This window comes from Lentimicrobiaceae bacterium, assembly GCA_020636745.1.
Taxonomy (GTDB): Bacteria; Bacteroidota; Bacteroidia; order Bacteroidales; family Lentimicrobiaceae; genus Lentimicrobium.
The window spans coordinates 1-25,530 of the sequence record JACJXH010000006.1; the positions used below are offsets into that span (position 1 = coordinate 1).

The following is a 25,530-nucleotide window of genomic DNA, read 5'->3' on the forward strand; positions in this document are numbered from 1 at the left end:
CCCGAAAAATTGGATTCAATTACACGTGAAAAAATACAGTCTGTTAAAGGCTTTATAGTGCATGTGTACTTTGATGAAAAGATGGATTTTGAAAGCTATCTGAAAAAACTATCTGCACTTAGAGAAAATTACTACTCCGTTCGGAATGAATACTCCCTTAATAAATTTAACGAGCCAAATTATGAAGATTTAGATTCAGAGAAACTTAGAGAAGTACAAAATCTTTTTCCTATGAGAATTAGAGAGATTAACAAAACAGAATATGAAAAAATAAGAAAATACGCCCTGTAACACGGTACATATTGCAGGGCGGGGTTTGGTGGTACGCCAACTGCGTCCCGATAGCTATCGGGACTCGCATCGCAGTTCCGTGTCCTTCGGACAGGAACGCTCTCCGAAATCCGCCCCGACAACATGTACCAACCGTTAGGCTTCATGCAAAAAGACCACTGCAAATATTGGTAATTGTACCGTAATTTGTATTTTTGGTACAAATAAAAAGAATATGGGACAAAATGCACCACATTATCAACTTGAAAAACTTCCACCATTGAGAGAAAAGGTGGAAACCATTGAGATTCTTAGACAAACGAATAAATCCACTGCTGCATTGGCTGAATTGAAAGGGATTGCAAAGACAATTCCTAATCAAGCAATGTTGATTAATGCAATAGTTTTACAGGAAGCAAAAGACAGTTCGGAGATTGAAAATATTATAACAACCCAAGATGAGCTTTATAAAGCATTGACTATTAATAAAACTCACATATCTCCAGAGACTAAGGAAGTTGTAAATTATCGTAAAGCGATATTTCAAGGATATGACCTTGCGAAAAAACAAGGATTTCTGAGAGTTAACGACATTGTGAGTATTCAACAGGAACTAGTTGATAATACTGCTGGGATTAGAAGTACACCAGGAACCGTTTTGAAAAATGATACAACAGGAGAAATTGTTTATACTCCACCTCAAGACAAAGCGGAAATACTTGACTTATTAACAAATTTTATTAACCATTTTAATCAACAGGATGAATTGTCTCCATTGATAAACTTGGCAATATTGCATTATCAGTTTGAAAGCATTCACCCATTTTATGACGGAAACGGGAGAACTGGTCGGATTTTAAATATTATGTATCTGATAATTAATGAATTAATTGATGTCCCAATTTTATATTTGAGTTCCTATATAATTGCTAATAAACCAGAATACTATCGACTTTTAAATCAGACTAATCGGAAAGGGAAATGGGAAGAATGGATAATGTTTATGCTTAAAGCAGTTGAAAGTACTTCAAAAGACACAATCACTAAGATTACGAATATCAAAAACCAACTTGATTCGACGATAATTAAGGTTCAGGAAAAGGCACCGAAAGTATATAGAAAAGAATTGGTTGAATTACTTTTTGAGCAACCATATTCAAAAATTGAATTTGTGGTAAATAAGATTGGAGTGGAAAGAAAAGCAGCTTCTCGATATTTAAAAGAACTTGAAGATATCGGAATTGTTGAATCTCAAAAAGTGGGGCGAGAGACTTTGTATATAAATAAAGAATTGATTGAAATACTGAAACAATAATGCACGAAAGCCTAACACGCAATATACGTAAGCCGTTGGATGTGGTTAATTAAGACTTTTGTACTTTTACTCAAAATTGTTACAGTTTGATAAGTCAGAGCCTTGAAATCCCGGCCTCCGCATATTGCCATCGTTAGCATTAATTAAAAAAAGCAGAAATATGAGACAAATTTTATTAACGGGACTGACTTTACTAATAATACTAATCTTTGCAAATTGTTCTGGTTATAAAAAACTGAATAAGGCATTGGCAAATCCAGAAAGTGTTACAAAATTAAATATCAAATACGCACGACTTGATAGTATACCAAAGAAAATTGGAAATTTGACCAATCTTAAAACACTATATTTATTCAAAAACAATTTAACTGAAATACCTGAAGAAATTGGAAATCTAAAGAATTTAGAAACGCTTGTAATTAGTAGCAATCGACTTGTTAAAATACCTGCTTCAATTGGACAATTAACCAAATTGAAAAAACTATCCCTAAAACATAATAAAATAAAACAATTACCCAACGAAATTGGAAATTTGACAGCCTTGGAAGAATTGTATATTGAATATAATGAATTAGAAGCTATTCCCAAAAGCATTGGTAACCTTAAAAATTTAAAATTCCTTAACATTAATGACAATAAATTGAGTAAGATTCCAAATGAAATCGGATATCTGGAGAACTTAAGGTTTTTTGTAATAGGAAAAAATAGTCTCACATCCTTGCCTGATGAAATAGGTAATTTAACAAGTCTTATAGAGTTAAATGTTGCCTTTTGTGGACCAATGGTCAAAATTCCAGAAACAATAAGATATTGCAAAAGTTTAGAATTTCTGTATATTGATAAATCATTACTTTTACCGTATTCAATAAATAGCGTCAATCCGAGATTACAGGTAGTAATAAAGGAAAAAGGAGAACTAAATTAATGCTAACAAATAGGAATATGAACGGCGCGTAGACCCTGTTCCGCCTAAGCGGAAGCCCGGCGAATATGAGCTTCGCTGAGCTTGTCCTTCGTCCCCGGTACCCGGTTGAACTACATTCGACAGCCTGTTCAATCCCGAAGGTTCGGGATAAAACCTGATTTCTTTCTCATATCTAGAATTTTTATGGTTAATAATTCTTGAATAACGGAAAGGATCGGGTATTTTTGATGAAGCTATTGCGCGCAGACGGGATTTAGTTCAACAAAGGCTATACGCTATCGGGCGCATGCTTGCAAGGGAAAAGATTGTACATTTATAGAGAAGTATGGTGGCCGTAAAAGGATATTTTTAGAAGTTCACCACTGCTTTACTTCAGTCATCAGCATTAAGTTATTATGAGTCCCGTTTGAATGTGCCATTTAGTAAGAAGAACAAATGAAAACGACAACTTTTCTATTGGCCTTTTTTGTATCAACTGCATTGTTATTTGCGCAGCATAGTCATGAAGGCTATGAAATGCTTATTCGAAAAGCTGACTCCCTCTACCGGGCAAAAGACTTTAAGAGCTCAGCTTATGCGTTTTCTGATGCGTTTAGTATGCCTGATGCTAAAATAACGATCAATCATCGATATAATGCCGCATGTTCATATGCACTGGCCAACAACGCTGATAGCGCGTTTGCTCATTTGAATCATATTGCTGCCTGCATGAACTACTCCAGATATGCACATGTAAAGACTGATCCGGATTTAAAATCATTATACACTGATAGCAGATGGAAACCCCTTATAGAATTGGTTAAAATTAACAGGGAAAAGGAATATGCTCAACTTGACTTTATTACTTTGAATGGGTTTAAGGTTGACGTATATGTAAGTGGCATGAAAAATAATCAAGCGAATAAGCCGGTTGTTGTATTTGAAAATGGGATGGCCGACACATACGATAGATGGAAAACCATCATGGATGAAGTTTCCCTGACAAACGTTGTTTTTGCATATAACCGTCCCAGGATTGGTGAGTCAGAAGACGACGCTCTTCCACCAACAACAGAACATATTGTGAGCAATTTGCGAAAAATGCTGTTGGAAAAGGGGTTGAAACCTCCTTATCTACTGGTGTCACATTCTTTTGGTGGTGCATATATAAGAAGCTATGCTTCGCAGTACCCCGATGAAATTGCAGGTCTAATCTTTATTGATCCGGTTGATTTTACAAAAAAGGCAGGGATGGGTGAGTTGCCATATTTAGAAATGGGATTTACAAAGCATCAGATTGATTCTGTTTTTGGGAAACCCAATAAAGATTTTCATGAAAAGCTCTATGCCGAAATGCCAAAGTACTACGTGGAAGAAGTGAAAATATCAGTACAATTAACGCAAAGTGAATTCAATGAGTGTGACCACAATCCATTGCCCGACGTGCCGGTGCATTTTCTTATGGCTGGTGGTTATACAGCATATGGCAACGATAATTCACCGCTGGTTTGTGATTGGGAGAAATTGTTTAGAGTGAGTGAGAACCTTAAAATGAAACGCTATCTCCAGTTGCTGTATCCGTTGAAGTACGGAAGGTTGTTTTATAGTTCAAAATCAAGTCATTATATGCAAACCGATGAGCCTGATTTAGTGCTCTCAAGCATAAAATTGGCTTTAAATGATTATGATAAAATCAAAAGCGAGCTCAATTCCAACCCATGATAAATCATTCTCTGTTTGGCCTCTATCGCTGGCAATAAGCCCCGGCTGGCTTCTTATTTTCAGGCTTTATACCTGGTGGCAGTGGTAAACAGGTTTTAAGAGAATAAAGATTCCGTTTTACCGAAACTTTGATAAATCAGCTGCTCATTTCGCACCACCATGCAGTAAGAATGGATAACAAACCCATGATTGAACAGCTAAGGCAAGCGGTGCAGCCATCGGCAGGCGCGCAGCTTACCGATTGAAGGAAACCTGAATGTTAATTATGCTCTGAAACCGGTGAATGAGTTTAACCAGCATGCTGTGGCCTGATAAACAAACGAAGGAAAACGGGCAAAAGATACCGGCCTGCATTGTGCAGGCTGTATTTTCAATTCTGACCTTTTAAATCATTTACCGTTAGCACTCACTGAATGATGCGTCTTTGTCGTTTAACAGTGTTTTATCGATAATTTCCGTCGATATTCCCATTTAGTTTAATTTAGCAGAAGCGTTATGGTGCCTGGCCTTCTTGAGCAGAATCGGGAGGAAGGTATGATTGCGGCAGCATTGAAATAAGAATTAATAGATGAATCAATCCAACACTTTTTTATGAAACAACCTTTGGTTATGCCACTGTCTGACAATGATGACAGGGAATTTCAGGAATTAATTGCGTTTTTTGATGAAACACTGGGTTTTTGCCCCAATAGTGTAAAAACAATGTATCACAGGCCCCGCATAGCTTATGCTTTTATTGAACTGAATAAAGCAGTAATGGAGAACAGAGGGGAGGTTAGCAGTGCATTGAAACGGATGGTTGGTTATATCTGCAGCCACACAGCGGGTTGCCGTTACTGTCAGGCGCACACTATCAGAGCGGCTGAGCGCTACGGAGCCGAACAGGAAAAAATGGAAAATATATGGGAGTTTCAAACACACCCGGCTTTTTCGGAGAAGGAAAGAGCTGCTCTTGCGTTTGCATTTCAGGCATCTACAGTGCCCAATTCGGTTGATGATGCCGTGGCCGAAAAACTGAGAATGCACTGGAGTGAAGGCGATATTGTTGAGATTACCGGTGTGATTGCCCTGTTTGGTTATTTAAACAGATGGAACGATTCAATGGGAACTGCCATTGAAGATGGTGCCATTGAATCGGGTGAGAAATTTTTGAAAGTGCGCGGATGGGAGCCGGGCAAACACCAATATTCTCCTTCAAAGTGAGTTGCATTGCCAGGGTAAGTTGAACGGACAGGAAGATATTGTTGTTATCAAACAAAATGTTGGTGACATGGTTTATGCGGTGGCAAAATGCCTGTAACTTTGGCTGGCAATGGAATCAGCACTCAACTGAAAACTTATATGAGACAGCAGATACTTCAAATTTTGGTTTTTATTCTCCTTCCCTTCACGTTATTCGGGCAACTGAACCATGCCGACACTGTAAGGGTTTTTTACCTGGGCGGCCAATCAAATATGGATGGTTACGGGTACAATGCCGATTTGCCTGATTCATTGAAGGGAGGTTATGACAATGTGTGGATTTTTCATGGCAACGCTGTTGCAGATAATGAAAAGGGCGGTGGACTGGGGAAATGGGAAAATCTGAAGGCCGGCCATGGAACCGGTTTTTATGCTGATGCCTCCGTCAATTATTTGTCAGATAGATTTGGAATAGAATTGTCATTTGCCAAACATCTGCAGAAGTTATATCCGGGTGAAAAGATAGCGTTGATAAAGTATTCGAGATCAGGCTCGTCCATCGACAGTTCTGCCGCCCGATGGTTTGGCAGTTGGGAAGCTGATTTCAAAGGTGGGCAAGGTGTCAATCAATACGATCATTTCCTGTCAACCATCAGGCATGCTTCTGATACCCGTGATATTGACGGCGACGGCATCAACGACTATTTTAAGCCTTGTGGCATTATCTGGATGCAGGGCGAAAGCGATGCGCTTGACGAAGCCGTGGCCCTTCGCTATCATGCCAATCTGAAGCGGCTGATGGATTTAATCAGGGCTGCTTTGCGCGAAGATAATGTGCCGGTAGTTATTGGCAAAATATCTGATTCGGGCGATGATAAAGATGGCAAGGTGTGGGATTTTGGCGAGCTGGTGCAGTATGCTCAGGAGAAATATGCCATCACCGATAAGCGGGCCGCCATTGTAAGAAGTACGCAGAATTACAAGTACAGCGATCCGTATCATTACAACAGCGCTGGCTACATCGATTTGGGCATCAGATTTGCCGAGGCTGTTTATCGGTTAAATAAGAAATAGGGGCTTCCTCCTTTGGCCATAAACAGGCGGATGCCTGAAGCGATAGTTCAGTAAAAAAAGCAGACGAAAAAAGCGGTTTGACGACTGAATCAGCCTGTTTTAATCCCTGTGCCTTTCAATCTCGCGGCGGGTATCTTTGGTTTTTAAAGTTTCACGTTTATCGTAAAGCTTCTTTCCTTTGGCAATGGCGATTTTCATTTTGGCAAGCCCTTTTTCGTCGATAAAAAGCAGGGTGGGAATAATGGTGAGGCCTTTTTCGCTGGTTTTGGTGATGATTTTGCGTAACTCGCGGCGGGTAAGCAGCAGTTTGCGGTCGCGCTTGGGCTCATGATTGGCATAAGTGCCGAATTTATACTCGCTGATGTGCATGTTTTTTACAAACAGCTCATTTTTTTCAAAAGCGCAATAGGAGTCAGTAAGGTTAGCTTTGCCTTCTCTCACCGATTTGATTTCGGTTCCGGTAAGCACAATGCCGGCTGTGAATTCTTCCGTAAGGAAGTATTCAAAACCTGCTTTCTTATTTTTTATAGCGATTCCAGTGGCCATTTTTAGCTTATTCTTGCTGCAAAGGTAGCGAATTTGCGGTTATCAGTTATGGTTCAGGTATTCATTATCATCAGAAGTCATGTACAGCCGCCTGAATACCTGCGTGCTGTTTTGTTTTGAAAACCGTATGTTTTGAATTGGAAGGGTAATGTTTTACTTTTACTTCCCGATTTCAGAAGAATGATTGATGATCGTAAATGTGTTCTGCTATGAAAATGAAACTTCGCTATGTAGTGACTTTTATTCTGCTTTCGGTGCTTACCGGAAGTGCCATGTATATCAATTCGTTGTTGCCGATTATCACTGGTTATGCGGCTAAAAATCTGGCATCGGCTGTTTTTGTATCAGGCCGCAATGCCGGGGATGTGGAAGCGCTTGATTTAAATTTTTCGTTTATCAGGTATACTTCGAATGAGGTTGATACGATTCATAAACGGGTAACCAGCCGGTTTTTATGGGGCAAATCAGTGGCCATTTATCGTGATGGTTTTGGCTGTACGCTCTTGCGTGATGTGGATGAAGAGGATTTAAGAAGTGTAAAATTCCCCGAAATCCCACCGGTAAATTATCGTCAGGATACTGTGCGCTGGCCCATGGGAAATATTGTTCCTGATACCACTACGGGTATTGATGTTGAAAAATTAAAGCATATTGCCATAAATCTGGTTGATAAGGGCACCTATGGCGGCCATGCTTTTTCGTTTATGGTGCTGCATAAGGGTATTCCGGTTGCCGAAAAATACAGTCAGGGCATCAATGCCCGTACCCGCCTGCTTTCATGGTCAATGGCCAAGAGTTTTACCAGTGCGCTTGCCGGTATTATGGTGATGAACGGAACCTGGGATATTCAAAAGCCGGTTGATTTGGCGGCATGGAAAAACGACAACCGTAAAAATATTACCATCAACAACTTGTTGCAGATGCAAAGTGGTTTGAAGTACAATGAAGACTACGGAAACCGCTCAGATGTGACTGTAATGCTGCATTGCGAGTCGGACCTGGCGCGTTTTGCTTACAGTAAACCTCTTGAACACGAGCCCGGCACATTCTGGTATTATTCGTCAGGGTCGACCAATATTGTCAATTACCTGATGCGAAAAAGTTTTACAAACGATGATGATTATTACAGGTTTGCCACCACGCAACTGTTTAACAGGATTGGGATGCCTGATGCTGTGTTTGAAGTTGATGCTTCGGGTACACAGGTGGGTTCGTCTTATATTTATGCTACTACACGCGATTATGCCCGGTTTGCGCTGCTTTACCTGAATGATGGGGTTTTTAACGGAGAAAGAATTTTGCCTGAAGGATGGGTGAACTATTCAAGATCAATAGTTCCGAATACCAAAGGGGCTTATGGCGCTGGTTTCTGGCTGAATCAGATGGGCACTTACCCTTCGGGTCCGAAAAATACTTTTGAGTGCCGTGGCCATGACGGACAGCGTATTTTTATTCTTCCTGATAAGGATCTGGCAGTGATTGTTTTAGGATATTCGCCCAAAAAGAGCATGGATTTTGATGCCTTATTGCGCGATGTGCAAACTGCACTTCAGTAAATAACAGACCGGGGAATAAATCAAAAATCCCTCATCAGCCTGCGTGCGATGAGGGATTTTATTTTAACAGCGTTTCCGGTTAAATTTTTAGTGTTAATCCGGCCATAAAGTTAATGCCGGCCTGTGGGAAATAGCCGTCATATTTGCCATAGCTGCCGTCGTAGTAATAACGATAAACCCAGGCATTGGTTTCATATTCGGTATTGAAAAGGTTGTTGATGTTCAGGTTTATTTCCAGTCCGCGCATAAAATCAGGCTCAATAGCCCAGCTTAACCTCAGGTTGGAAACAAAATAGGGGTCGAGGCTGCGTTCATCAGAAGCTGTATTATCGATAAACTGTCTTGAGACATATTTTCCATTCAGGTTCAGGCCGAATCCTTTGAAAAATGACCATTCGACTGATGCGCCGGCCACTGTTGAAGGCGAAAAGGCGAGGTCGGTTTTGCCGATTTTATTTTCAATTTGTGCTCCCCAGTTGTCCCAATCGTCAACAAACTCGGTAAAGTCCTTGATTTTGTTGCTGCTCAGGGTGAGGTTGGCCGAGGCTTTGAGCTTTTTGCTGATGATGTAAGATGCACTGAGCTCAGTACCTGTGCGGTATGAAACAGGTACATTGGTCATAACCGCAGCGCCAACGTCATTGATTTCGCCAGTGAGTACAAGCTGATCGCGGTATGACATATAGTAAAAGTTGGCTGTCGCTTTCACCTTTTCATGGCTGAAGTGATAGCCCAGTTCATAGTCGAAAAGGGTTTCGGCTACCGGCGCCGGTTTGGTGGGGTCGGCATCGGTATAGTTGTCGCGGTTAGGCTCGCGGTTGGCAATGGCAAAGCTCAAATACAGGCTGCTGTTATAATTAAGATTGTAAAACAGGCCGGCTTTGGGGTTAAAAAAGAGGAAGTCGTGTTTCTGCGTAATGTCGCGCTGATCGTCATCTTTTCCTCCCAGTTTGTAGTTGATATTTCTGAGTTGCATATCGGCATATAAGCTGAGGCGGCGACTGAACTGGTATTGCATCTTGGTATAGAAGTTCAGGTCGCGTTTGTTGCCGGTTCCTTCGTACCAGCGGTGTTTGTAGCCGGCTGTTTGTGCAAATTCGGCCCAGATAACTTCGCCGTAATGCAGTCCGTCGTATATATTGCCCGATCCACCCGCCACCAGGTTTAGTTTTTTGCGTTCGTAATTCAGCGACCAGGTGAAACCATAAAAGTCATTGTCGAGATACTTGCGCCGAATCAGATCGCTCACACTTACAGTGTCATTGCCTGGGGTAATCACAGGCTGAATGAGGTAGTCGGCCAGGTCTTCGTCATCTTTAAACTGTTCATAATAGCCGAATCCTTTGGTATAGTGAAGGGCAAGGTTGGCTGTGAAATTTGCAGCCAATCGTTGCGAAAGAATAAACTGATAATGATCCTGCTGGTAATTATCGGTCTCATTTTCATAGAAAGCTGATTTTCCCTGATAATTGGTGTATTGTCCTATGCCATTCCAGGTGCGGTTGGTGTCAAGTATTTCAGACGGAATGCCGTCCCAGGCCTGGTAGGTGATTTCTTTTCCTGAGAAGACATTGATTTTGGCGATGGTTGATTTGCCATAATAACCACCCGATACATAAAACGATTTGAGGTCGGAGGTGGCCCTGTCAATATAGCCGTCAGATGAGAGTCTTGAAAGTCGTGCATCCATTGCCCACTTGCCTTTAATCAGGCCTGTTCCGGCTTCAACTGTGTGTCGCCAGGTATTGAATGAGCCGGTAGCATTGGTAATACTGCCATATGCTTCGGGCGCAGGCGTAGCTGTTTGCAGATTGATGCTGGCGCCAAAGGCGGCGGCACCGTTGGTTGATGTTCCCACACCTCTCTGTACCTGCAAACTTCCGACCGAGGAGGCAAAGTCAGGCATATTTACCCAGAAAACACTGTGCGATTCAGCGTCATTCAAAGGAATTCCGTTCACGGTGATGTTAATGCGGTTCATGTCGGTTCCCCTGATACGGAATCCTGAGTAGCCCACACCGGCTCCTGCATCGGAAGTAACCACCGTTGCCGGCATCTGTTCAAGCAAAAATGGGATGTCGCGACCCTGATCCTGATCCGAAATCTCCTTTCCGGTTAAATTCTGATAGGCTACCGGTGTCTTGTCGTTGGCTCGGGTAGCAGTAATGATGGCTTCTTCAGTAAAAAGCGGCGCCTGTTTCATTGAAATCCTCATGGTGCTGTTTTCAGTAAGCTCAACCAGGCTTTCCCATGTGTGATATCCGATAAATGTAACTTTCAGATTGTAATTACCGGGTTTTAACCCTTCAATTACAAACAAGCCTTTGTCATCTGTAGTAGTTTTTACAAGGCGGTTGTTGAGTTTGAGATGAGCGCCGGTGAGCGGATTGCCCGTTTGTTCGTCCTGCACCCTCCCTTTGAGCGTAATTTGTGCCATTGTTAAAAACGGCAACAGTGCCAGCAATGCCAGCAAAATGCGTAATTTCATAAGTTTGATTTTTTTTAGATTAAACCCTGGAAGGTTGAATTGGGTCTTTAACCCTCCGTAATCAAGTTTTCTCTAATATCCCTTCGCCGGCATTACCCGGAGCAGGTTCTATGAGTATGATCTCAGCCCGTAATTTAGGGCACCCCAATTGGAAATCGCGACAAAGGTAAAGGAATACTTATTCGTTTAGCAAGAAAATGGCTTGTTTTTTTACTTTTATTTATTCATTGTTATGATAATGAGGCGTATAGGAATGGGAAATGCCGGGTTGTCCGAAGAGCGTTTTTTTTGGGGAAATTAAAAATTCAGCATATTGATAACAGTAAATTGGCCCTGTTTGCAAACTGGCCCTGACTATAAGATTTGTCTTATTTTAAAGGCGTTAAGCATGAATGATGTTGTATTGCGGCTATATTATATCTTTGCAGTTTACAAGTCCGGAGCAATAAAACGGCATTGTACAGGTTATATCCTTATAGAAATTTGACGAATGAAACGATTGACGCTTGTTTGGGGTTTGATGTTAGTGATGCTTGCAGCTTGCAACAAGGATGAATTTCCTGATGGATTCTCAATTGTCGGGCCCTGGCTCGAAAAAACGGATGCTGAAGTCAAGGCTGAAATTGAGTTTAAAAGCGGGAACAGGGCTTATTTTAAGCCGGGTTCTGCCGAAGAAATTGATACGCTTCGTTATAAACTTGATAAAAAGGATGAGTTGCAGCTGTTTTTGCCCGAAGACTACCCTGATGGTAAAAGAACGCTCCATAAACTTTCTTATTCAACCAAAAAGGAGGAGTTGGTAATATACAGCCTTTTTCCATCTTCACCTGAATCGCCCTCAAGAACTGTTTTTAAAAGAAAGTAACCGGGCCGTGGCAGGAGGGAAGCCTGGGCGGATTTATGAAAACAAAAAGATATGAAGATATGCATTATCAATGGTCCTAATCTGAACCTGACAGGTGTGCGTGAAACGCAGACTTACGGACAGATTGGTTTTGAGCAGTTTATCCCTGAATTGCAATCGGCATTTGCTGATGTGGAGCTGGAATATTACCAGAGCAATGTGGAAGGCGAATTGATCAATAAAATACAGCAGGCAGGCTTTTCATGTGATGGCATCATTCTGAATGCAGGGGCATACACGCATACTTCTGTGGCTATTGGCGATGCCGTAAGGGCTGTAAAAGCGCCGGTAATTGAGGTGCATATGAGCAATATATGGTCAAGAGAAGAGTTTCGCCACAAGTCTTATATATCAGGGGCGGCCCGTGGTGTGATTGCCGGTTTCGGGCTGGGCTCCTACCGGTTGGCTTTGCTCAGCCTTTTGGGCGGTTGATTCTTTTGATACCACTTTCAAACCTATAATTCCGCCCAGAATCATCATCACAAAAAGGATTTTCAGCAGGTCTTTTGACTCCCCGAAAATCAGGATACCATAAATAACCGTACCTAAAGCACCAATGCCTGTCCAGATTGTATAGGCTGTGCCCAATGGCAGCGATTTTAAGGCAATGGCAAGGAGCCAAAGGCTTATGATCATGGCTGCAGCTGTAATAAGCGAGGGCCAGAGTCTGGTTAAGCCTTCAGAATATTTCATTGAAACGGCCCACACGGTTTCAAACAAACCGGCAATGATTAAAATTAGCCAGGGCATCAGGAGCTGAATTTTTGAGCAGATAGCTCGGTAAATTTTTTCTTTCCACGCAGGAAGTAGTCAAACACAATATTCCCCTGGTAAACACAGGATACACGCTGAGGCTGAATTGCTTTTCTTTTTTTGCGATGAATGGAATATCTGCGGTAGAAACTCATATGAGCCCTGACTACAGCCCAGAAATCGGCAAAACCGCCGTCAACCAAAAATTTAAAGGCGGCAATCCCATCCAGAAGCAGGCGCAAAAAGAACACAGGGAACAGCCGCTCGGCCGGCAGGTTTTTATACAACATCGAGATGTTGTTGCGCATATTCAGGTATGTTTTGAAAGATGATTGTTTGGGGAGCGTTCCGCCACCAATATGGTATACCTTTGAGTCAGGACAGACCATGATTTTAAAGCCACTGTGTTTTACCCGCCAGCAGAAATCAATTTCTTCCATGTGGGCAAAAAAGTCTTCATCAAAACCCTGGTGATTCTTAAAAACGCCGGCTCTTACAAACATACAGGCACCGGTTGCCCAGAATACCTCCATCTTATCATCATATTGGCCCAGGTCATCTTCAAGGTGTTGAAACAAACGGCCCCGACAAAAAGGGTAGCCAAAAGCATCAATAAAGCCTCCGGCAGCGCCGGCGTATTCGAACTTTTCAGGAGCGTGGTATGAACGGATAACAGGCTGACAGGCGGCAATCATCGGGTCGCTGTCCATAAGTTCTATCACCGGCTGAATCCAGTTGGTGGTAACTTCGATATCTGAATTCAACAGAATAAAATACTCAGCTTCCACTTGTTTTAATGCATCATTGTAGCCTTTGGCAAAGCCGCCATTGGTGGCGTTTTGTATAATTCTGACCTCTGGAAATGCAGCTTTCAGATACTCAACAGAGCCATCAGATGATGCATTGTCAGCCACAATAACTTCAGCAAATCCTTGGCTGTGTAAAAGCACAACGGGTAAAAACTTTTCGAGAAAACCTTTACCATTCCAGTTAAGTATAACTACAGCCGTTTTTATCAAAATCAGAAGTGCTAAATGTTGCTATAAAATGAATGCTTTAATATATTGCAAACATACGATATTTATCAATCAGAAGGCCGTACTCCATACAATTAGGCCGTTTGAGCAGGTGATTAATGGCCTGTTTTAATAGGGATTGTTGTAATAAGTGGCCGAACGTCCGCGGTCTTGTCTCATTACGTCTCTGTCTGTGTCACCAACTCCCAGTTGCCTGACCAGTTGATTTTGCCAGTTGTAATTCTGTATTTCACCGGATGCGTCAGAATGCGCAAGCGTGTAATCCTTTGCTCTTAACTCAGAAGCAATAAATACAAATTTTCTGTTGCGTTCCCTGTTGTTGTTCAGTGAATAATAGTGCCAAATCTGATAAGGAACAGAAGGGTTGCCATCAATGGAGCTCACGTCAAAAGGCACGTCAGTAACTGTATTGGGCGGGCCATACTGAAGATAAACCCTGCCCATGTCAGTGTTATACCCTTTCTTAACTTGTGTGCTGTAAGCGGCATTCACTTTTTTAACTTCAAATTTGTAATCTTCCCAGGCTTTTTCGGGGTTTATTTCATTGCGGGTCATCCAGAAGTTCAGAAAAAATTGTTTCAATACATCCAGCGGAGCTGTTTCAAGCTGCGATTTGATGAATATAGCCTCCAGTTGTGTAGCTACAGGCATCATCGACCTGATGTGTTCGCGCAGGGTATCTGCGTTGCTGATGCGATCGGCAAATGAATTTGAAAAATTAACTTTGGTAATGTCCAGTGCCGGAGAATCAACATTGGGATTTGACCGCTGGAAGAAAACAGCATTCTGGGTTACAATTTTATTTTCCTTGTCGCGCAAACTGACAACCAGATTGTAATTGCCGGAAGGTAATCCTGAAATGTCAAATTCGCTGAGTAAAACAATTACCGGTTTCGATGTTTCTTTTTTTATTCTTACATATTCATTTAACATCCGCTTGGTTTCAAACGATTCAATAAAAGCTGAAACAAGGTATTTTTCTTCTGAGCCCTCTTTATGCAAAGGGTTGTATATTTCGGTATAGAAGGTCAGTTTATTCTTGTCGGAAGGGAAAAAATTGTCGACATAAGGCACAAAATCATATCCGCTTTTGCTCAGAAGGTTGGGTTCGGTTGTCTTGGTAAAAGAGTTGATGAGTTGTATTCCCGAGATTGAATAATTGTCTGCCGGAAAATCAATGCCAATTGGATAGGTAACAACCACCGGTTTTTTATCAACGTTCATGTCAGCTATTGATAAATCGAGCAAATAGTTACCATTGGGCAGTGAAAAACGCTGTTGATCAATAAAGTTGAGTCCAACAGCCGTGGTGTCGTCAACCTCAGGGCTTAACAGCTCGTATTTTCTGAAGTCTTTAATCACTGAATCCTGCCTGACAATCATGGTAACCTGTATGCTGCCCTGAAATTTGCCGGATTCATTGCGCTTATAGGTGATTGAATTGCCTATAATTTCAAGATATGTTTCAAGAAATGGCCCGTTTCCCGGAATATTGAAGGTGGCATGTGAAAGGTAAGCTCCAAGGCTGCGTGTTGATGCTGATGCTGAAAATGCAATGGCGCAAAGCAAAATGACAGAAAGGAATATCTTTTTCATAGCAGTGTATGTGTTTCATAATTAGCTGAAAGGCAAAAAATATATGCTTGCAAAGAGTATGAGTAAGCCCTTGTTGAAAACTATACAAAGGTACTCAATTTTAAATCCTGATTCAAGCAATTGCATTGATATGCCATCAAAAGCGCTATTTTGAAAACTTTTTTTTGGTGAATCAAAAATTATTGTAATTTTGCCCCCGGAAAGATGGCAGAGTGGTCGATTGCGGCGGTCTTGAAAACCGTTGACCTGAAAGGGTCCGGGGGTTCGAATCCCTCTCTTTCCGCCAGACAAATCAGGTGCCCCGCATAGCGGGGCATTTTTATTTTCATGACCCGCTATGCCAGACTTGTCTGAGCATGGTGGGTCATGAAAATAAAAACATCATGCGCAGCATGATGCCTGATTTGTCTGAAGCCCCCCTTCCGGGGATCACCGGAGGTAATCCTGATTTCTTGAGATTCTTTGTGTTGGCATGTTTGGCCATGAAAATAAAAACATCATGCACCGCATGATGCCTGATTTGTCTGAAGCCCCCCTTCCGGGGATCACCGGAGGTAATCCTGCTACTGCAAAAGGAGTAAAAGGAATATATACAATAAAAAACAGGCTGCCTTGATTATCAGGCAGCCTGTTTTAATCATATTTAAAGGCATTAAAAGATGCTTCAGAATAATTGAATAAATTGATTGCGGTTTTAAATTAAATATCTATTTATTACCAGCTTCCGCTGGCGCCACCGCCGCCAAAGCCTCCACCACCAAAGCCGCCGAAGCCACCGCCTCCGCTGCTGCCGCCACCTGAGAAGCCGCCCCAATCACTCCCTGAGCTTCGGCCGCCGCCTCCGCCGCCACCAAGCATCGAAAGTATGATCCATAATGGCAGGTTGGATGAACCGAAATTCCGGCGTTTATTGCCCGAGTTTCTGCCTATCAGCAAAAAGACGATGATAATAATAATGAGTGGGACCAGCCCTGAAATCAGACTTCCCTTTTTTTCGTAATCAGAAGCTTTAAACCTGCCGGAAGCCAGGTCGATGATAATATCAGTACCCGCATTTATACCTCCGTAATAGTTGTTTTGTTTGAAGTATGGAATCATTTCATTGTCAACAATACGGCGGGCGAGGGCATCGGGAATGATTTCTTCGAGCCCGTAACCTATGGAGATAGCAGCCTGGCCGCGTTCATTGCCCACTTTAGGCTTAATGAGGATAATCACCCCATTGTCATATTGTTTCTGTCCTGCACCCCATGTCTGGCCGATTCTTTGAGCCATATCATCAATATCATACCCGTCAAGACTTGAAACTGTTACCACCGTAATCTGTGTGGAGGTGGAGTCGTTGTAATCAACCAGTTTTTGTTCAAGTCTGCCGGCTTCATCAGCGGTGAGCAATCCTGCCAAATCGTTTACCAGCCTGGGGGGCTCAGGTTTAGGAGGAATTTGCGCTAAAGTAACAAAAGGCAAAAGTATAAGGAACAGGAAATGGAGAAGATTCAGATTTAGAATAGATCGTCGGGGATTTTTCATTGGTTATCCGGATTAGTTGTTTCCAAATGAAATATCATCTGAAAGTTCATTAATGTCATCAGATTGGTGAGGAAAGTGCTTTTTGAGCTGCATTCCTGCCTGAGTGATACCTTCAACCAATCCTTCAGCAAATTTTCCTTCACGAAAAAGATTGATCATTTTTAATTTGGTGCTTTCCCAAAAGTTTTCAGGAACAACGGCGTTTATTCCACTATCGCCAATAATGGCAAACGTTCGGTTTTGAATAGATAAATAAATTAAAACACCATTGCGTTGGGCTGTTTTGTGCATTCCCAGTTTTTTAAATATGAAAGCGGCACAATCGAGTACATCGCCAACACACTTATTTTCAATATGCACTCTGATTTCACCGGAAGTGTTCAGCTCGGCATCCCTGATGGCCTGCAGAATGTCATCCTGTTGCTCAGCGGTAAAGAAATTCTTTGCGGTTTGAGGCATTGGGTTGTTTGTTAATTACAATTCTGTTAAACAGAAATTTGAGAGAACGATAACAGTGAATAACCTGCTTAAAAAAACATGAATCATTTTAAACATTCATTTGTTATTCACTGTTATTCAGTTAATAAGCTGATTAGAACTGGACTTCAGGAGCTTTTTCAGCGCCTTCAGAGGCTTCAAAATAGGCTTTTTTGTCAAATCCGAATATTCCTGCAAAGATGTTGCTTGGGAAGCGCCTGATTTGAGTGTTGTAATCCTGAGCTGCCTGGTTGAAGTTACGGCGTTCAACCGTAATGCGGTTCTCGGTTCCTTCGAGCTGAGCCTGCAAATCCATAAAGTTTTGGTTGGCTTTTAAGTCGGGATAGCGCTCAATTACCACCATCAGGCGCGACAATGCTGAGCCCAGGCCATCCTGTGCTTTTTGGAATTGCTGGATATTGGCTTCATTCAGATTGGTTGGATCAATGGTAACACTGGTAGCTTTTGAGCGGGCTTCAATCACGGCAGTAAGCGTGCTTTTTTCAAAGTCAGCATAGCCTTTTACAGTGTTAACAAGATTGGGAATCAAATCGGCGCGGCGCTGGTAAACATTTTCAACCTGCGACCAGGCGGCAGTTACACTTTCTTCCTTGGTAACAAGGCTGTTGTAGCGGCTGCTGCCCCACATAAACAGAATAAGGATGATTCCGGCAACGGCAAGTATTGCAATCAGTGATTTTTTCATAAATATGAAGTGTTTGTTTAGTGTAAAATTACAAGATTTGGATTCGAAAATGACAAAAAAATAAAATTATGCCCGGAATTTTGAGCTTTCCGGGCATAACCATTATTCAATAATGTTTATGCTTCGCTTAATAAAACCTGTGAGGTCTTCTCCTTTGAGCAGGTTTTGCGAAAGCTTGGCCAAATCAACCAATTGTTTGGCCAATGTTTTTTTATGGTCTTCATCTTTTTCTTCACTCATTTTGGTAATCAGCGGATGATTTCCATTAATTACCAGGTTGAAAGAGTCAGGTAATCCGCCCATGTACATTGCACCTCCGCCCATCATCGACATGTCTTTCATGCGGCGCATAAATTCCGGACGGGTAATCTGAACAGGCATGTCGGTTTCGCTCATGCTTTCAAACATAACGGTATAATGTTCTTTGCCGGCAACTTCTTCAAAAACCGGTTTCAGCTTGTCGCGCTCTTCATCACTCAGTTTTGAAGGCATTGCGTCTTCTTTTGCAATAAGCTTGTCTATCACATCAGCATCAACCCTTACAAAGGAGGTGTTTTCAAATTTCTGCTCAAGTGTATTCACAAAATGGTTGTCAATCGGACCGTCCATTACAAGAACATTGTAACCCCTGCTGGTAGCGGTTTCAATGAAACTGTGCTGCTCAACTGTGTCGGAAGTATAGAGGTAAACAAGCTTTTGTTCTTTGTTGGTTTGCGCATTTTTAATGAGCTCTTTGTACTCTTCAAAAGTGTGGTATTTTCCGTCAGTATCTTTAAGCAGGCAAAATTTTTCAGCTCTGTCGTAGAATTTTGGCTCCGAAATAATACCATATTCAATGAAAATGCGGATATCATCCCATTTTTTCTCAAAATCTTCACGGTTGTTTTTAAAAATCTCCTCCAGTTTATCGGCCACTTTTTTCATAATGTGGTTCGATATCTTTTTTACGTTTGAATCGCTTTGCAGATATGAACGCGAAACGTTAAGCGGGATGTCAGGAGAATCAAGTACACCGTGCATCAGCGTTAAAAAGTCAGGTACAATGCCTTCGACTGAATCGGTAACAAATACCTGGTTTGAATAGAGTTGAATTTTTTCTTTTTGTACTTCAAAATTGCGTTTAACTTTCGGGAAATACAGAATTCCGGTAAGGTTAAACGGATAGTCAACGTTCAGGTGAATATTGAATAACGGATTTTCAAAAAGGGTGGGGTAAAGCTCGCGATAGAAATTGTTGTAATCCTCTTCGTTCAAATCGGCTGGTTTACGTTTCCAGGCAGGGTTGGTATTGTTGATGAAGCGGGGTTTTTCAATTTCATCATATTTGTCATTCCCTTTGTCATCTTTTTCACCTTCAATTTTCTCCCATGTTTTTTCGTTTCCAAAACGAATAGGAACAGGCAGGAATTTGCAGTATTTTTTCAGAAGGTCGAGTATGCGCATCTCCTCCAGAAATTCTTTGGAGTCGTCGGCAATATACAGCACGATTTCAGTTCCTCTTGTGCTTTTTTCAGTTTCAGTGAGTGTATATTCAGGACTGCCGTCGCATTCCCATTTCACAGCTTTTGAGCCGGGGCCTTTTTTATAGGTTTTGGTAATGATTTCTACTTTTTTTGAAACCATGAATGAGGAGTAGAATCCAAGTCCAAAATGTCCGATTAACTGAGCAGATTCTGCTTCGCTTTTGCCTTTGTATTTTTTTACAAATTCCTCGGCGCCTGAGAATGCTATCTGATTGATATATTTGTCAACTTCTTCGGCCGACATGCCAACTCCATTATCCTTAACGGTGAGTGTGCCTTTTTCTTTGTCAAGAATCACTTCAATGGTAAGGTCGCCCAAATCCTCTTTAACATTGCCCATAGAGGAGAGCGCTTTAAGTTTTTGTGTGGCATCTACGGCATTCGAAATAAGTTCCCTCAGGAATATTTCATGATCTGAGTACAGGAATTTTTTAATGATTGGAAATATGTTTTCCGTCTGAACATTGATTTTTCCCGATTGCATAGTATTGTAATTTTTAAGTTTGGTTTTTTTATGCTTTGCTTAGCAAAGCATGTGCCATTGCCATTTTGCTGCCAAAATGTCGGGATTTTTACAGGATAAGCCTGGTGGAATGCGGCTAATACCAGACTGGATTAAAAATTTCCCCTCAAAAAGTAGCTTTTTACTGCTGTTCAGGGCAGGAAGCAAGAGCTGTAATTTTTGGAAAGGTAGCCCGGGAGCTATATTTGTGCGGGAATTTCGATGATAAATGTGGTGCCGTTGGTGGGTGAGCTTGTAAAGGAGATTTTGCCCTTCATAAACTTTTCAGTGAGCATTTTCATGCTGTAAGTGCCCAATCCGCGGTCATTGCCTTTGGTTGAAAACGAACGGTTAAATACCTGCATTTGTACCTCTTCACTCATAAAGGAAGCATTATGAACCCAAATCATGGTTCCTCTGTCCTGCAATGACATAAAGCCTAAAGTAACGATGCCAGCTCCCTGTTCGGCTTCCAATGCATTTTTAACCATATTGGTAACAACTCTTTTCAGCAGTACCTTGTCAGCGTTGAAAGTAAAACTTTCACTCCGGTTATCAAGCGCAATTATTTGAACACCGGGTGCTCCTGATTCAAATTCAGTCTTCAGTTCATTGAATAATGATAACGAATCAACCGGCACTGGTTGACTGATATACTCCAGATGATTTCCGTTGGAAATGATGCGATGTGTATTAATTTCGTCAATCATTGCGCTTGTCGATTTCATCAGAAAGCCAAGATATTCATGCCGGTTATCCTGCAGGTCTTCAGAGGATAGCAATTCGGCCATACTGTTGATGTTGTGCGCAGTGTTCAGAATGTCATGATAGAATAACCGTTCAAGTATTGCTTTTTTCTTTTCGGAACTGATATCAACCAGGCTGAACAGCAGAAATTCACGGTGTTCAATGTTCAGTATTTTGGTAGTTACACTGAAATGCAGTGGTTGATTCAGCTCGTTATTGATGGTTACTTCCTGTGTGTCTTGGCCATTATTCAGGCAGTTGAGAATGGCTTTTACACCTCCGCAAACTTTGCAGTTTTTTGAAGTGCCGCAACCATCAGGCCCGTCTTTAACAAAGGGGCATCCTGCAGCTTCTCCCGGACGCAGCCCAATTACAGCCATATTGTCTTTAAGCTGAAAATAATCGAGAAAAGCTTTGTTGCTGAATACTATCTGACGCTCATGGTTTAGTAAAAGAGCCAGCGTGGGAATGCCATCCAGAATAGAAACCGTTAATTGGTTAGATGTTACAAACGCGTAATCCTTAACAATTTCTTCAGGCCCTTTGCGACCTGCAGGTGCGAAATAGGTTATTGGTTGGCTCATTGATGGTTAACTGCTTTGGAAAGCCAAAATTAATACAAATTCATTTCTTTGATTATTATTTGATGTAATTTAGAATGGTATGCAGAAAAATGAATGTGTAAATGGCAGATATACAGGTATGTGTAACTGTAATTTGAATTTTGTCTAAAATGACATTTCTAAATAGCACTGCTTGTTCATCGTGGAATTTTCCGGATAACAGATGTCCACCCGGCTTCTTTACATCCCCATAGCCCGATTAAAATGGCTTCAGCCGCATCATGTGTCGGGGTGTTTTTTGAATCTGCTTCAGATTGGTGAATGAGACTTTCGGCAAGCCTGATGGCCGTTTGTTTGGCAATTATGCCATTTCGCTGTTCGCGGGGAAGCAACACCTCTTTACGCCAGTCGCCGGCATCTGTCAATACAGCCCTGATTTGAAGCTTTTGGGCTTCCTTTGTCCACGCAAGAGCCACCGGGCCGCCTCCTTCCACAATAATGACCTTTAAATTTTCCAGAGAATGAAGAAGTGAATAAGCAGCTTTGCGCAGAGAAGAAACAGAACCCATATTATGTGAACGATACCAAATCAGTGTGTCGGGCTTCTGATACAAAGCTAAACCTGTTTTAACTCCTGCATCAATGGCCAGCAAAAACTCTTTCTCAGGAAGGGGGATGGCTGGAACAGCTTTCATGCTCATGATGTGTGATTGAAAATGGATTATAAAAGATAAAGCTATGCTATTTTTTATTTCAGCATTGAATGATACAGTAAAATACTTAGTGTTAAAAGTGTGTTTTGAGGATTATTTTCTGCGTAATCCATTTTGAATTCCTTACTGAGTTTTAAAATTGTTTTTGCAAATAATTGTAAATCAATTTCTAGTATTTTTCAGCAATAGGATATATTCTTTTAATTTTCCATTGCCATTGTTGGGAAAGTTTATAATTTAGCCACCATAACGGTGCAATTCATAAACTTCTAAATATACAAACTATGCAAGATATTGACTGGAGCCACTTACCATTTGGGTATGTGAAAACCGACTACAATGTTCGCTGTTATTACAGAGATGGAAAATGGGGAGAACTGGAAACTTCATCCTCAGAATTTATCAGCATTCATATGGCTGCCTCATCGTTACACTATGGTCAGGAAGCATTTGAAGGGATGAAAGCCTTCAGAGGAAAAGATGGAAAAATCAGAATTTTCCGCTGGGAAGAGAATGCAAAGCGTATGGAAAGTTCAGCCAATGGGGTAATGATGTCAGTTGTTCCCCACGAATTGTTTTTAAAAGCTATTGTTCAGGCTGTTAAGCTGAACGAAAGATTTATTCCGCCTTACGGAACGGGCGCATCACTCTACCTTCGCCCATTATTGATTGGCAGTGGAGCCCGTGTTGGTGTAAAACCGGCTGATGAGTATCTGTTTCTTGTATTCGTTACACCGGTTGGGCCTTACTTTAAGGAAGGATTTAAGCCAGTGTCTATGATGATTGCACGCGATCATGACAGGGCTGCTCCCAATGGAACCGGTCGGTTTAAAGTAGGCGGAAATTATGCTGCCAGTTTAACTGCCGGTGAAGAAGCTCATGCCGATGGTTATGCTGCTGCTATTTTCCTCGATGCAAGAGAAAAGAAATATATTGATGAAGCGGGTCCTGCCAACTTCTTCGGTATTAAGGGGAATAAATATATTACGCCAAAATCCGATTCTATTTTACCATCCATTACCAACAAAAGCCTGATGGATCTGGCACGTGATATGGGTATGGAAGTTGAAGTAAGACCTGTGCCTGTTGAAGAGCTTGCCGAATTTGACGAAACAGGAGCTTGTGGAACTGCAGCAGTCATTTCTCCGATTTGTAAAATTGTGGATCACGTCACCGGTGATGTTTATCAGTATTGCAAAGATGGAAATGCAGGCCCTGTTTCCACCAAATTGTACAAAAGACTCCAGGGTATTCAGTTCGGTGATGAACCGGATGTATTTAACTGGAATTATGTGATTGAATAATCAAACATTCAGATAAATAAAAAGGTTGCCTTCGAAGGCAACCTTTTTATTTATATAAACTTTTATCTTCAGATAATCCCTTTTTCAAGAAGCAGTTTTTTCATCTCACTCTGCATGGCCTGCGCTTCAGCGGCTGCTTTGGCTGCAAAATCCTTGTCTTTCGAAGCAAAGATGATACTTCGGGATGCGTTAACTAAGATTCCGCAATCGGCATTCATTCCGTATTTTGCGACTTCCTGCAAGCTTCCGCCCTGGGCTCCAACACCGGGAACAAGCAGAAAGTGTTCAGGCGCAATTTGTCTGATATCGGCCAGCATTTCGGCGCGTGTTGCACCAACTACAAACATCAGATTACTGGCAGTACCCCAATTTTGTGCTTTTTTCAATACACTGGAAAAAAGTTTATCTCCCCTGGTGTCTTCTGTAAACTGAAAGTCAAAAGCTCCTTTGTTGGAAGTTAATCCCAGCAGGACAACCCATTTGTTTTCGAATTTCAGAAACGGGCTCACGGAGTCTTCGCCCATGTACGGGGCTACCGTAACTGCGTCAAAATCAAATCCTGATGACTTTTTATCGAAGAATGCTTTGGCGTACTGGGTGGAAGTATTGCCTATATCTCCTCTTTTGGCATCAGCAATGGAAAAGCAGGAGTCTTTGAATTTCTCCAGATAATCCATGGTTTTATGAAGGCTGGTCAATCCGGCAAGTCCACGTGACTCGTAGAAAGCCAGATTCGGTTTATAAGCTACCGCAAAGTCAATGGTTGCATCAATAATGCATTTGTTAAACTCAAATACGGGGTCATCCGTGTCAAGCAGGTGAGTGGGAATTTTTTCAATTTCACTGTCAAGGCCTACACAAAGAAAGGATCCTTTTCTTTTGATTAATGCAATAAGTTGCTCGCGGTTCATACTTGTAATTTCAGTAATCTGTTTATAAAAAAGCTAAACTATTCATCTTCCGGTAGCAGATAGTTTTCAGTGCAATGATTAACCTACGGCTTCTTTGAGTCGTTCGGCGTTTTCGGCAAGCTGAAGTGCATCAATCATATCCTGAATATCGCCATCCATAAAAATGGGCAGGTTGTAAACAGTAAGATTGATACGGTGGTCAGTAATTCTACTTTGCGGATAGTTGTAAGTGCGAATTTTAGCCGAACGGTCGCCGGTAGACACCATGGTTTTTCGCTTTTTAGAAATATCATCAAGGTATTTTTGATATTCCTGTTCGAATAAGCGGGTTCTGAGAATGGTCATGGCTTTGTCGAAATTCTTCATTTGCGACTTCTGGTCCTGAATAGCCACAGTAATGCCAGTTGGAATGTGAGTTAGCCTGACAGCAGAATAGGTAGTATTTACAGATTGGCCGCCGGGTCCTGAAGAGCAGTATGTGTCTTTTCGGATATCGCTGGGTTTAAGGTCAACATCAAACTCATCGGCCTCAGGCAATACCACCACCGAAGCTGCAGATGTATGCACGCGGCCCTGGGTTTCAGTCTGAGGTACACGCTGAACGCGATGCACTCCTGATTCATATTTCATCAGGCCGTACACATTTTCGCCCGAAATGTTCAGGATAATTTCCTTATATCCGCCAACTGTACCTTCGGTATAATCAACCAATTCAATTTTCCAGCCTTTGGTTTCACAGTATTTGGTATACATACGGTAAAGGTCGCCGGCAAAAATACTTGCTTCATCGCCGCCGCTTCCTGCGCGTATCTCAACTACAGCATTTTTCCCGTCCTGCGGGTCAGCTGGAATCAACATCAGCCGGATGTCTTCTTCCATTTTGTCGCGGGTTTCGGTAAGCAAGGCAAGCTCTTCTTTGGCCATCGCTCTGAATTCTTCATCTTTTTCCTGATAAAGGATTTCTTTCGATGATTCAATATTCTTTATGACCAATTCGTATTCCTTATAGGCAGCGATAATGGGCTGCAACTCTTTATAATCCTTGCTAAGTTTGATGTAAACCTTCATATCGGCCATCACCGCAGGGTCGTTCATCTGTTTTTCAAGATCAATAAAGCGCTGATTTATGGCTTCAAGTTTGTCGAGCATTTTGTTTTATTTTGAGGGTGCAAAGGTACAATAATTCCTGAAGCCAAAAATGGCTTTG

23 protein-coding genes, 1 tRNA gene and 1 riboswitch are annotated in these 25,530 nt (G+C 41.7%); of the genes, 11 read left to right on the forward strand and 13 right to left on the reverse strand.

What is annotated here, in order from left to right; translation table 11 throughout:
* Positions 1-9: 9 nt before the first annotated feature.
* The 6 genes from H6541_10085 to H6541_10110 all read left to right on the forward strand — a co-directional run bounded on the left by H6541_10085 (position 10) and on the right by H6541_10110 (position 6,467).
* Positions 10-291, forward strand: coding sequence for a hypothetical protein (locus tag H6541_10085; GenBank protein MCB9016132.1), 282 nt, complete (start codon positions 10-12; stop codon positions 289-291).
* Between the two features lie 214 nt (positions 292-505).
* Positions 506-1,585 carry a Fic family protein gene (locus H6541_10090; GenBank protein MCB9016133.1) on the forward strand — a complete coding sequence of 360 codons (1,080 nt, stop codon included), beginning with the start codon at positions 506-508 and terminating at the stop codon, positions 1,583-1,585.
* A 160-nt stretch (positions 1,586-1,745) separates the two neighbouring features.
* Positions 1,746-2,510, forward strand: coding sequence for a leucine-rich repeat domain-containing protein (locus H6541_10095; protein ID MCB9016134.1), 765 nt, complete (start codon positions 1,746-1,748; stop codon positions 2,508-2,510).
* A gap of 435 nt (positions 2,511-2,945) precedes the next feature.
* Positions 2,946-4,211, forward strand: coding sequence for an alpha/beta hydrolase (locus H6541_10100; GenBank protein ID MCB9016135.1), 1,266 nt, complete (start codon positions 2,946-2,948; stop codon positions 4,209-4,211).
* Between the two features lie 591 nt (positions 4,212-4,802).
* Entirely contained in the window at positions 4,803-5,414 is a 612-nt protein-coding gene (locus H6541_10105) for a carboxymuconolactone decarboxylase family protein (GenBank protein ID MCB9016136.1), read from the forward strand.
* A gap of 138 nt (positions 5,415-5,552) precedes the next feature.
* Entirely contained in the window at positions 5,553-6,467 is a 915-nt protein-coding gene (locus tag H6541_10110) for a hypothetical protein (GenBank protein ID MCB9016137.1), read from the forward strand.
* Positions 6,468-6,566: 99 nt separating this feature from the next.
* Here H6541_10110 and smpB read toward each other — a convergent pair whose 3' ends face one another.
* Positions 6,567-7,013 (reverse strand): SsrA-binding protein SmpB, encoded by a 447-nt coding sequence (smpB, locus tag H6541_10115; GenBank protein ID MCB9016138.1) that lies wholly within the window; start codon positions 7,011-7,013, stop codon positions 6,567-6,569.
* Between the two features lie 209 nt (positions 7,014-7,222).
* Here smpB and H6541_10120 point away from each other — a divergent pair, with 209 nt between their 5' ends.
* Entirely contained in the window at positions 7,223-8,569 is a 1,347-nt protein-coding gene (locus tag H6541_10120) for a serine hydrolase (GenBank protein MCB9016139.1), read from the forward strand.
* Positions 8,570-8,648: 79 nt separating this feature from the next.
* On the opposite strand, the gene H6541_10125 is transcribed toward H6541_10120, so the two are convergent.
* Positions 8,649-11,057, reverse strand: coding sequence for a TonB-dependent receptor (locus H6541_10125; GenBank protein ID MCB9016140.1), 2,409 nt, complete (start codon positions 11,055-11,057; stop codon positions 8,649-8,651).
* 60 nt (positions 11,058-11,117) lie between these two features.
* Positions 11,118-11,214: riboswitch (TPP riboswitch) on the reverse strand.
* A 333-nt stretch (positions 11,215-11,547) separates the two neighbouring features.
* On the opposite strand from H6541_10125, the gene H6541_10130 reads away from it, so the two are divergent.
* Entirely contained in the window at positions 11,548-11,922 is a 375-nt protein-coding gene (locus H6541_10130; protein ID MCB9016141.1) for a hypothetical protein, read from the forward strand.
* Positions 11,923-11,973: 51 nt separating this feature from the next.
* The gene (aroQ, locus tag H6541_10135) at positions 11,974-12,393 is read left to right on the forward strand and encodes a type II 3-dehydroquinate dehydratase (GenBank protein MCB9016142.1); all 420 of its coding nucleotides are present in this window, start codon (positions 11,974-11,976) and stop codon (positions 12,391-12,393) included.
* Here aroQ and sugE read toward each other — a convergent pair.
* From sugE to H6541_10150, 3 genes are all read right to left on the reverse strand, one after another.
* Positions 12,313-12,711, reverse strand: coding sequence for a quaternary ammonium compound efflux SMR transporter SugE (gene sugE, locus H6541_10140; GenBank protein ID MCB9016143.1), 399 nt, complete (start codon positions 12,709-12,711; stop codon positions 12,313-12,315). The genes aroQ and sugE overlap by 81 nt on opposite strands.
* Complete coding sequence (locus H6541_10145) at positions 12,711-13,739, reverse strand: glycosyltransferase family 2 protein (GenBank protein MCB9016144.1); 1,029 nt, start codon at positions 13,737-13,739, stop codon at positions 12,711-12,713. The genes sugE and H6541_10145 overlap by 1 nt, the downstream gene beginning before the upstream one ends.
* 120 nt (positions 13,740-13,859) lie before the next feature.
* Entirely contained in the window at positions 13,860-15,347 is a 1,488-nt protein-coding gene (locus H6541_10150; protein MCB9016145.1) for a GWxTD domain-containing protein, read from the reverse strand.
* Between the two features lie 198 nt (positions 15,348-15,545).
* Here H6541_10150 and H6541_10155 point away from each other — a divergent pair.
* Positions 15,546-15,633 (forward strand) — tRNA-Ser (locus H6541_10155).
* Positions 15,634-16,061: 428 nt separating this feature from the next.
* On the opposite strand, the gene H6541_10160 is transcribed toward H6541_10155, so the two are convergent.
* The 6 genes from H6541_10160 to H6541_10185 all read right to left on the reverse strand — a co-directional run bounded on the left by H6541_10160 (position 16,062) and on the right by H6541_10185 (position 22,090).
* On the reverse strand, positions 16,062-16,877 hold the full coding sequence (locus H6541_10160; protein ID MCB9016146.1) for a TPM domain-containing protein: 816 nt from the start codon (positions 16,875-16,877) through the stop codon (positions 16,062-16,064).
* 12 nt (positions 16,878-16,889) lie between these two features.
* Entirely contained in the window at positions 16,890-17,336 is a 447-nt protein-coding gene (locus H6541_10165; protein MCB9016147.1) for a TPM domain-containing protein, read from the reverse strand.
* Between the two features lie 133 nt (positions 17,337-17,469).
* Positions 17,470-18,060: a LemA family protein gene (locus H6541_10170; protein MCB9016148.1), complete on the reverse strand. Its 591-nt coding sequence runs from the start codon at positions 18,058-18,060 to the stop codon at positions 17,470-17,472.
* A 102-nt stretch (positions 18,061-18,162) separates the two neighbouring features.
* A complete protein-coding gene (htpG, locus tag H6541_10175) occupies positions 18,163-20,067 on the reverse strand; it encodes a molecular chaperone HtpG (protein MCB9016149.1) in 1,905 nt (634 codons plus the stop codon).
* Positions 20,068-20,285: 218 nt separating this feature from the next.
* Positions 20,286-21,416 (reverse strand): HAMP domain-containing histidine kinase, encoded by a 1,131-nt coding sequence (locus tag H6541_10180; protein ID MCB9016150.1) that lies wholly within the window; start codon positions 21,414-21,416, stop codon positions 20,286-20,288.
* A 176-nt stretch (positions 21,417-21,592) separates the two neighbouring features.
* The gene (locus tag H6541_10185) at positions 21,593-22,090 is read right to left on the reverse strand and encodes a hypothetical protein (GenBank protein MCB9016151.1); all 498 of its coding nucleotides are present in this window, start codon (positions 22,088-22,090) and stop codon (positions 21,593-21,595) included.
* A gap of 302 nt (positions 22,091-22,392) precedes the next feature.
* Between H6541_10185 and H6541_10190 the strand changes: the two genes are divergently transcribed.
* Positions 22,393-23,412, forward strand: coding sequence for a branched-chain amino acid aminotransferase (locus H6541_10190; GenBank protein ID MCB9016152.1), 1,020 nt, complete (start codon positions 22,393-22,395; stop codon positions 23,410-23,412).
* A gap of 68 nt (positions 23,413-23,480) precedes the next feature.
* Here H6541_10190 and pyrF read toward each other — a convergent pair whose 3' ends face one another.
* Both pyrF and prfA read right to left on the reverse strand, forming a co-directional pair.
* Entirely contained in the window at positions 23,481-24,323 is an 843-nt protein-coding gene (gene pyrF / locus H6541_10195; GenBank protein MCB9016153.1) for an orotidine-5'-phosphate decarboxylase, read from the reverse strand.
* Between the two features lie 78 nt (positions 24,324-24,401).
* Entirely contained in the window at positions 24,402-25,472 is a 1,071-nt protein-coding gene (gene prfA, locus H6541_10200; GenBank protein ID MCB9016154.1) for a peptide chain release factor 1, read from the reverse strand.
* Positions 25,473-25,530 lie beyond the last annotated feature (58 nt).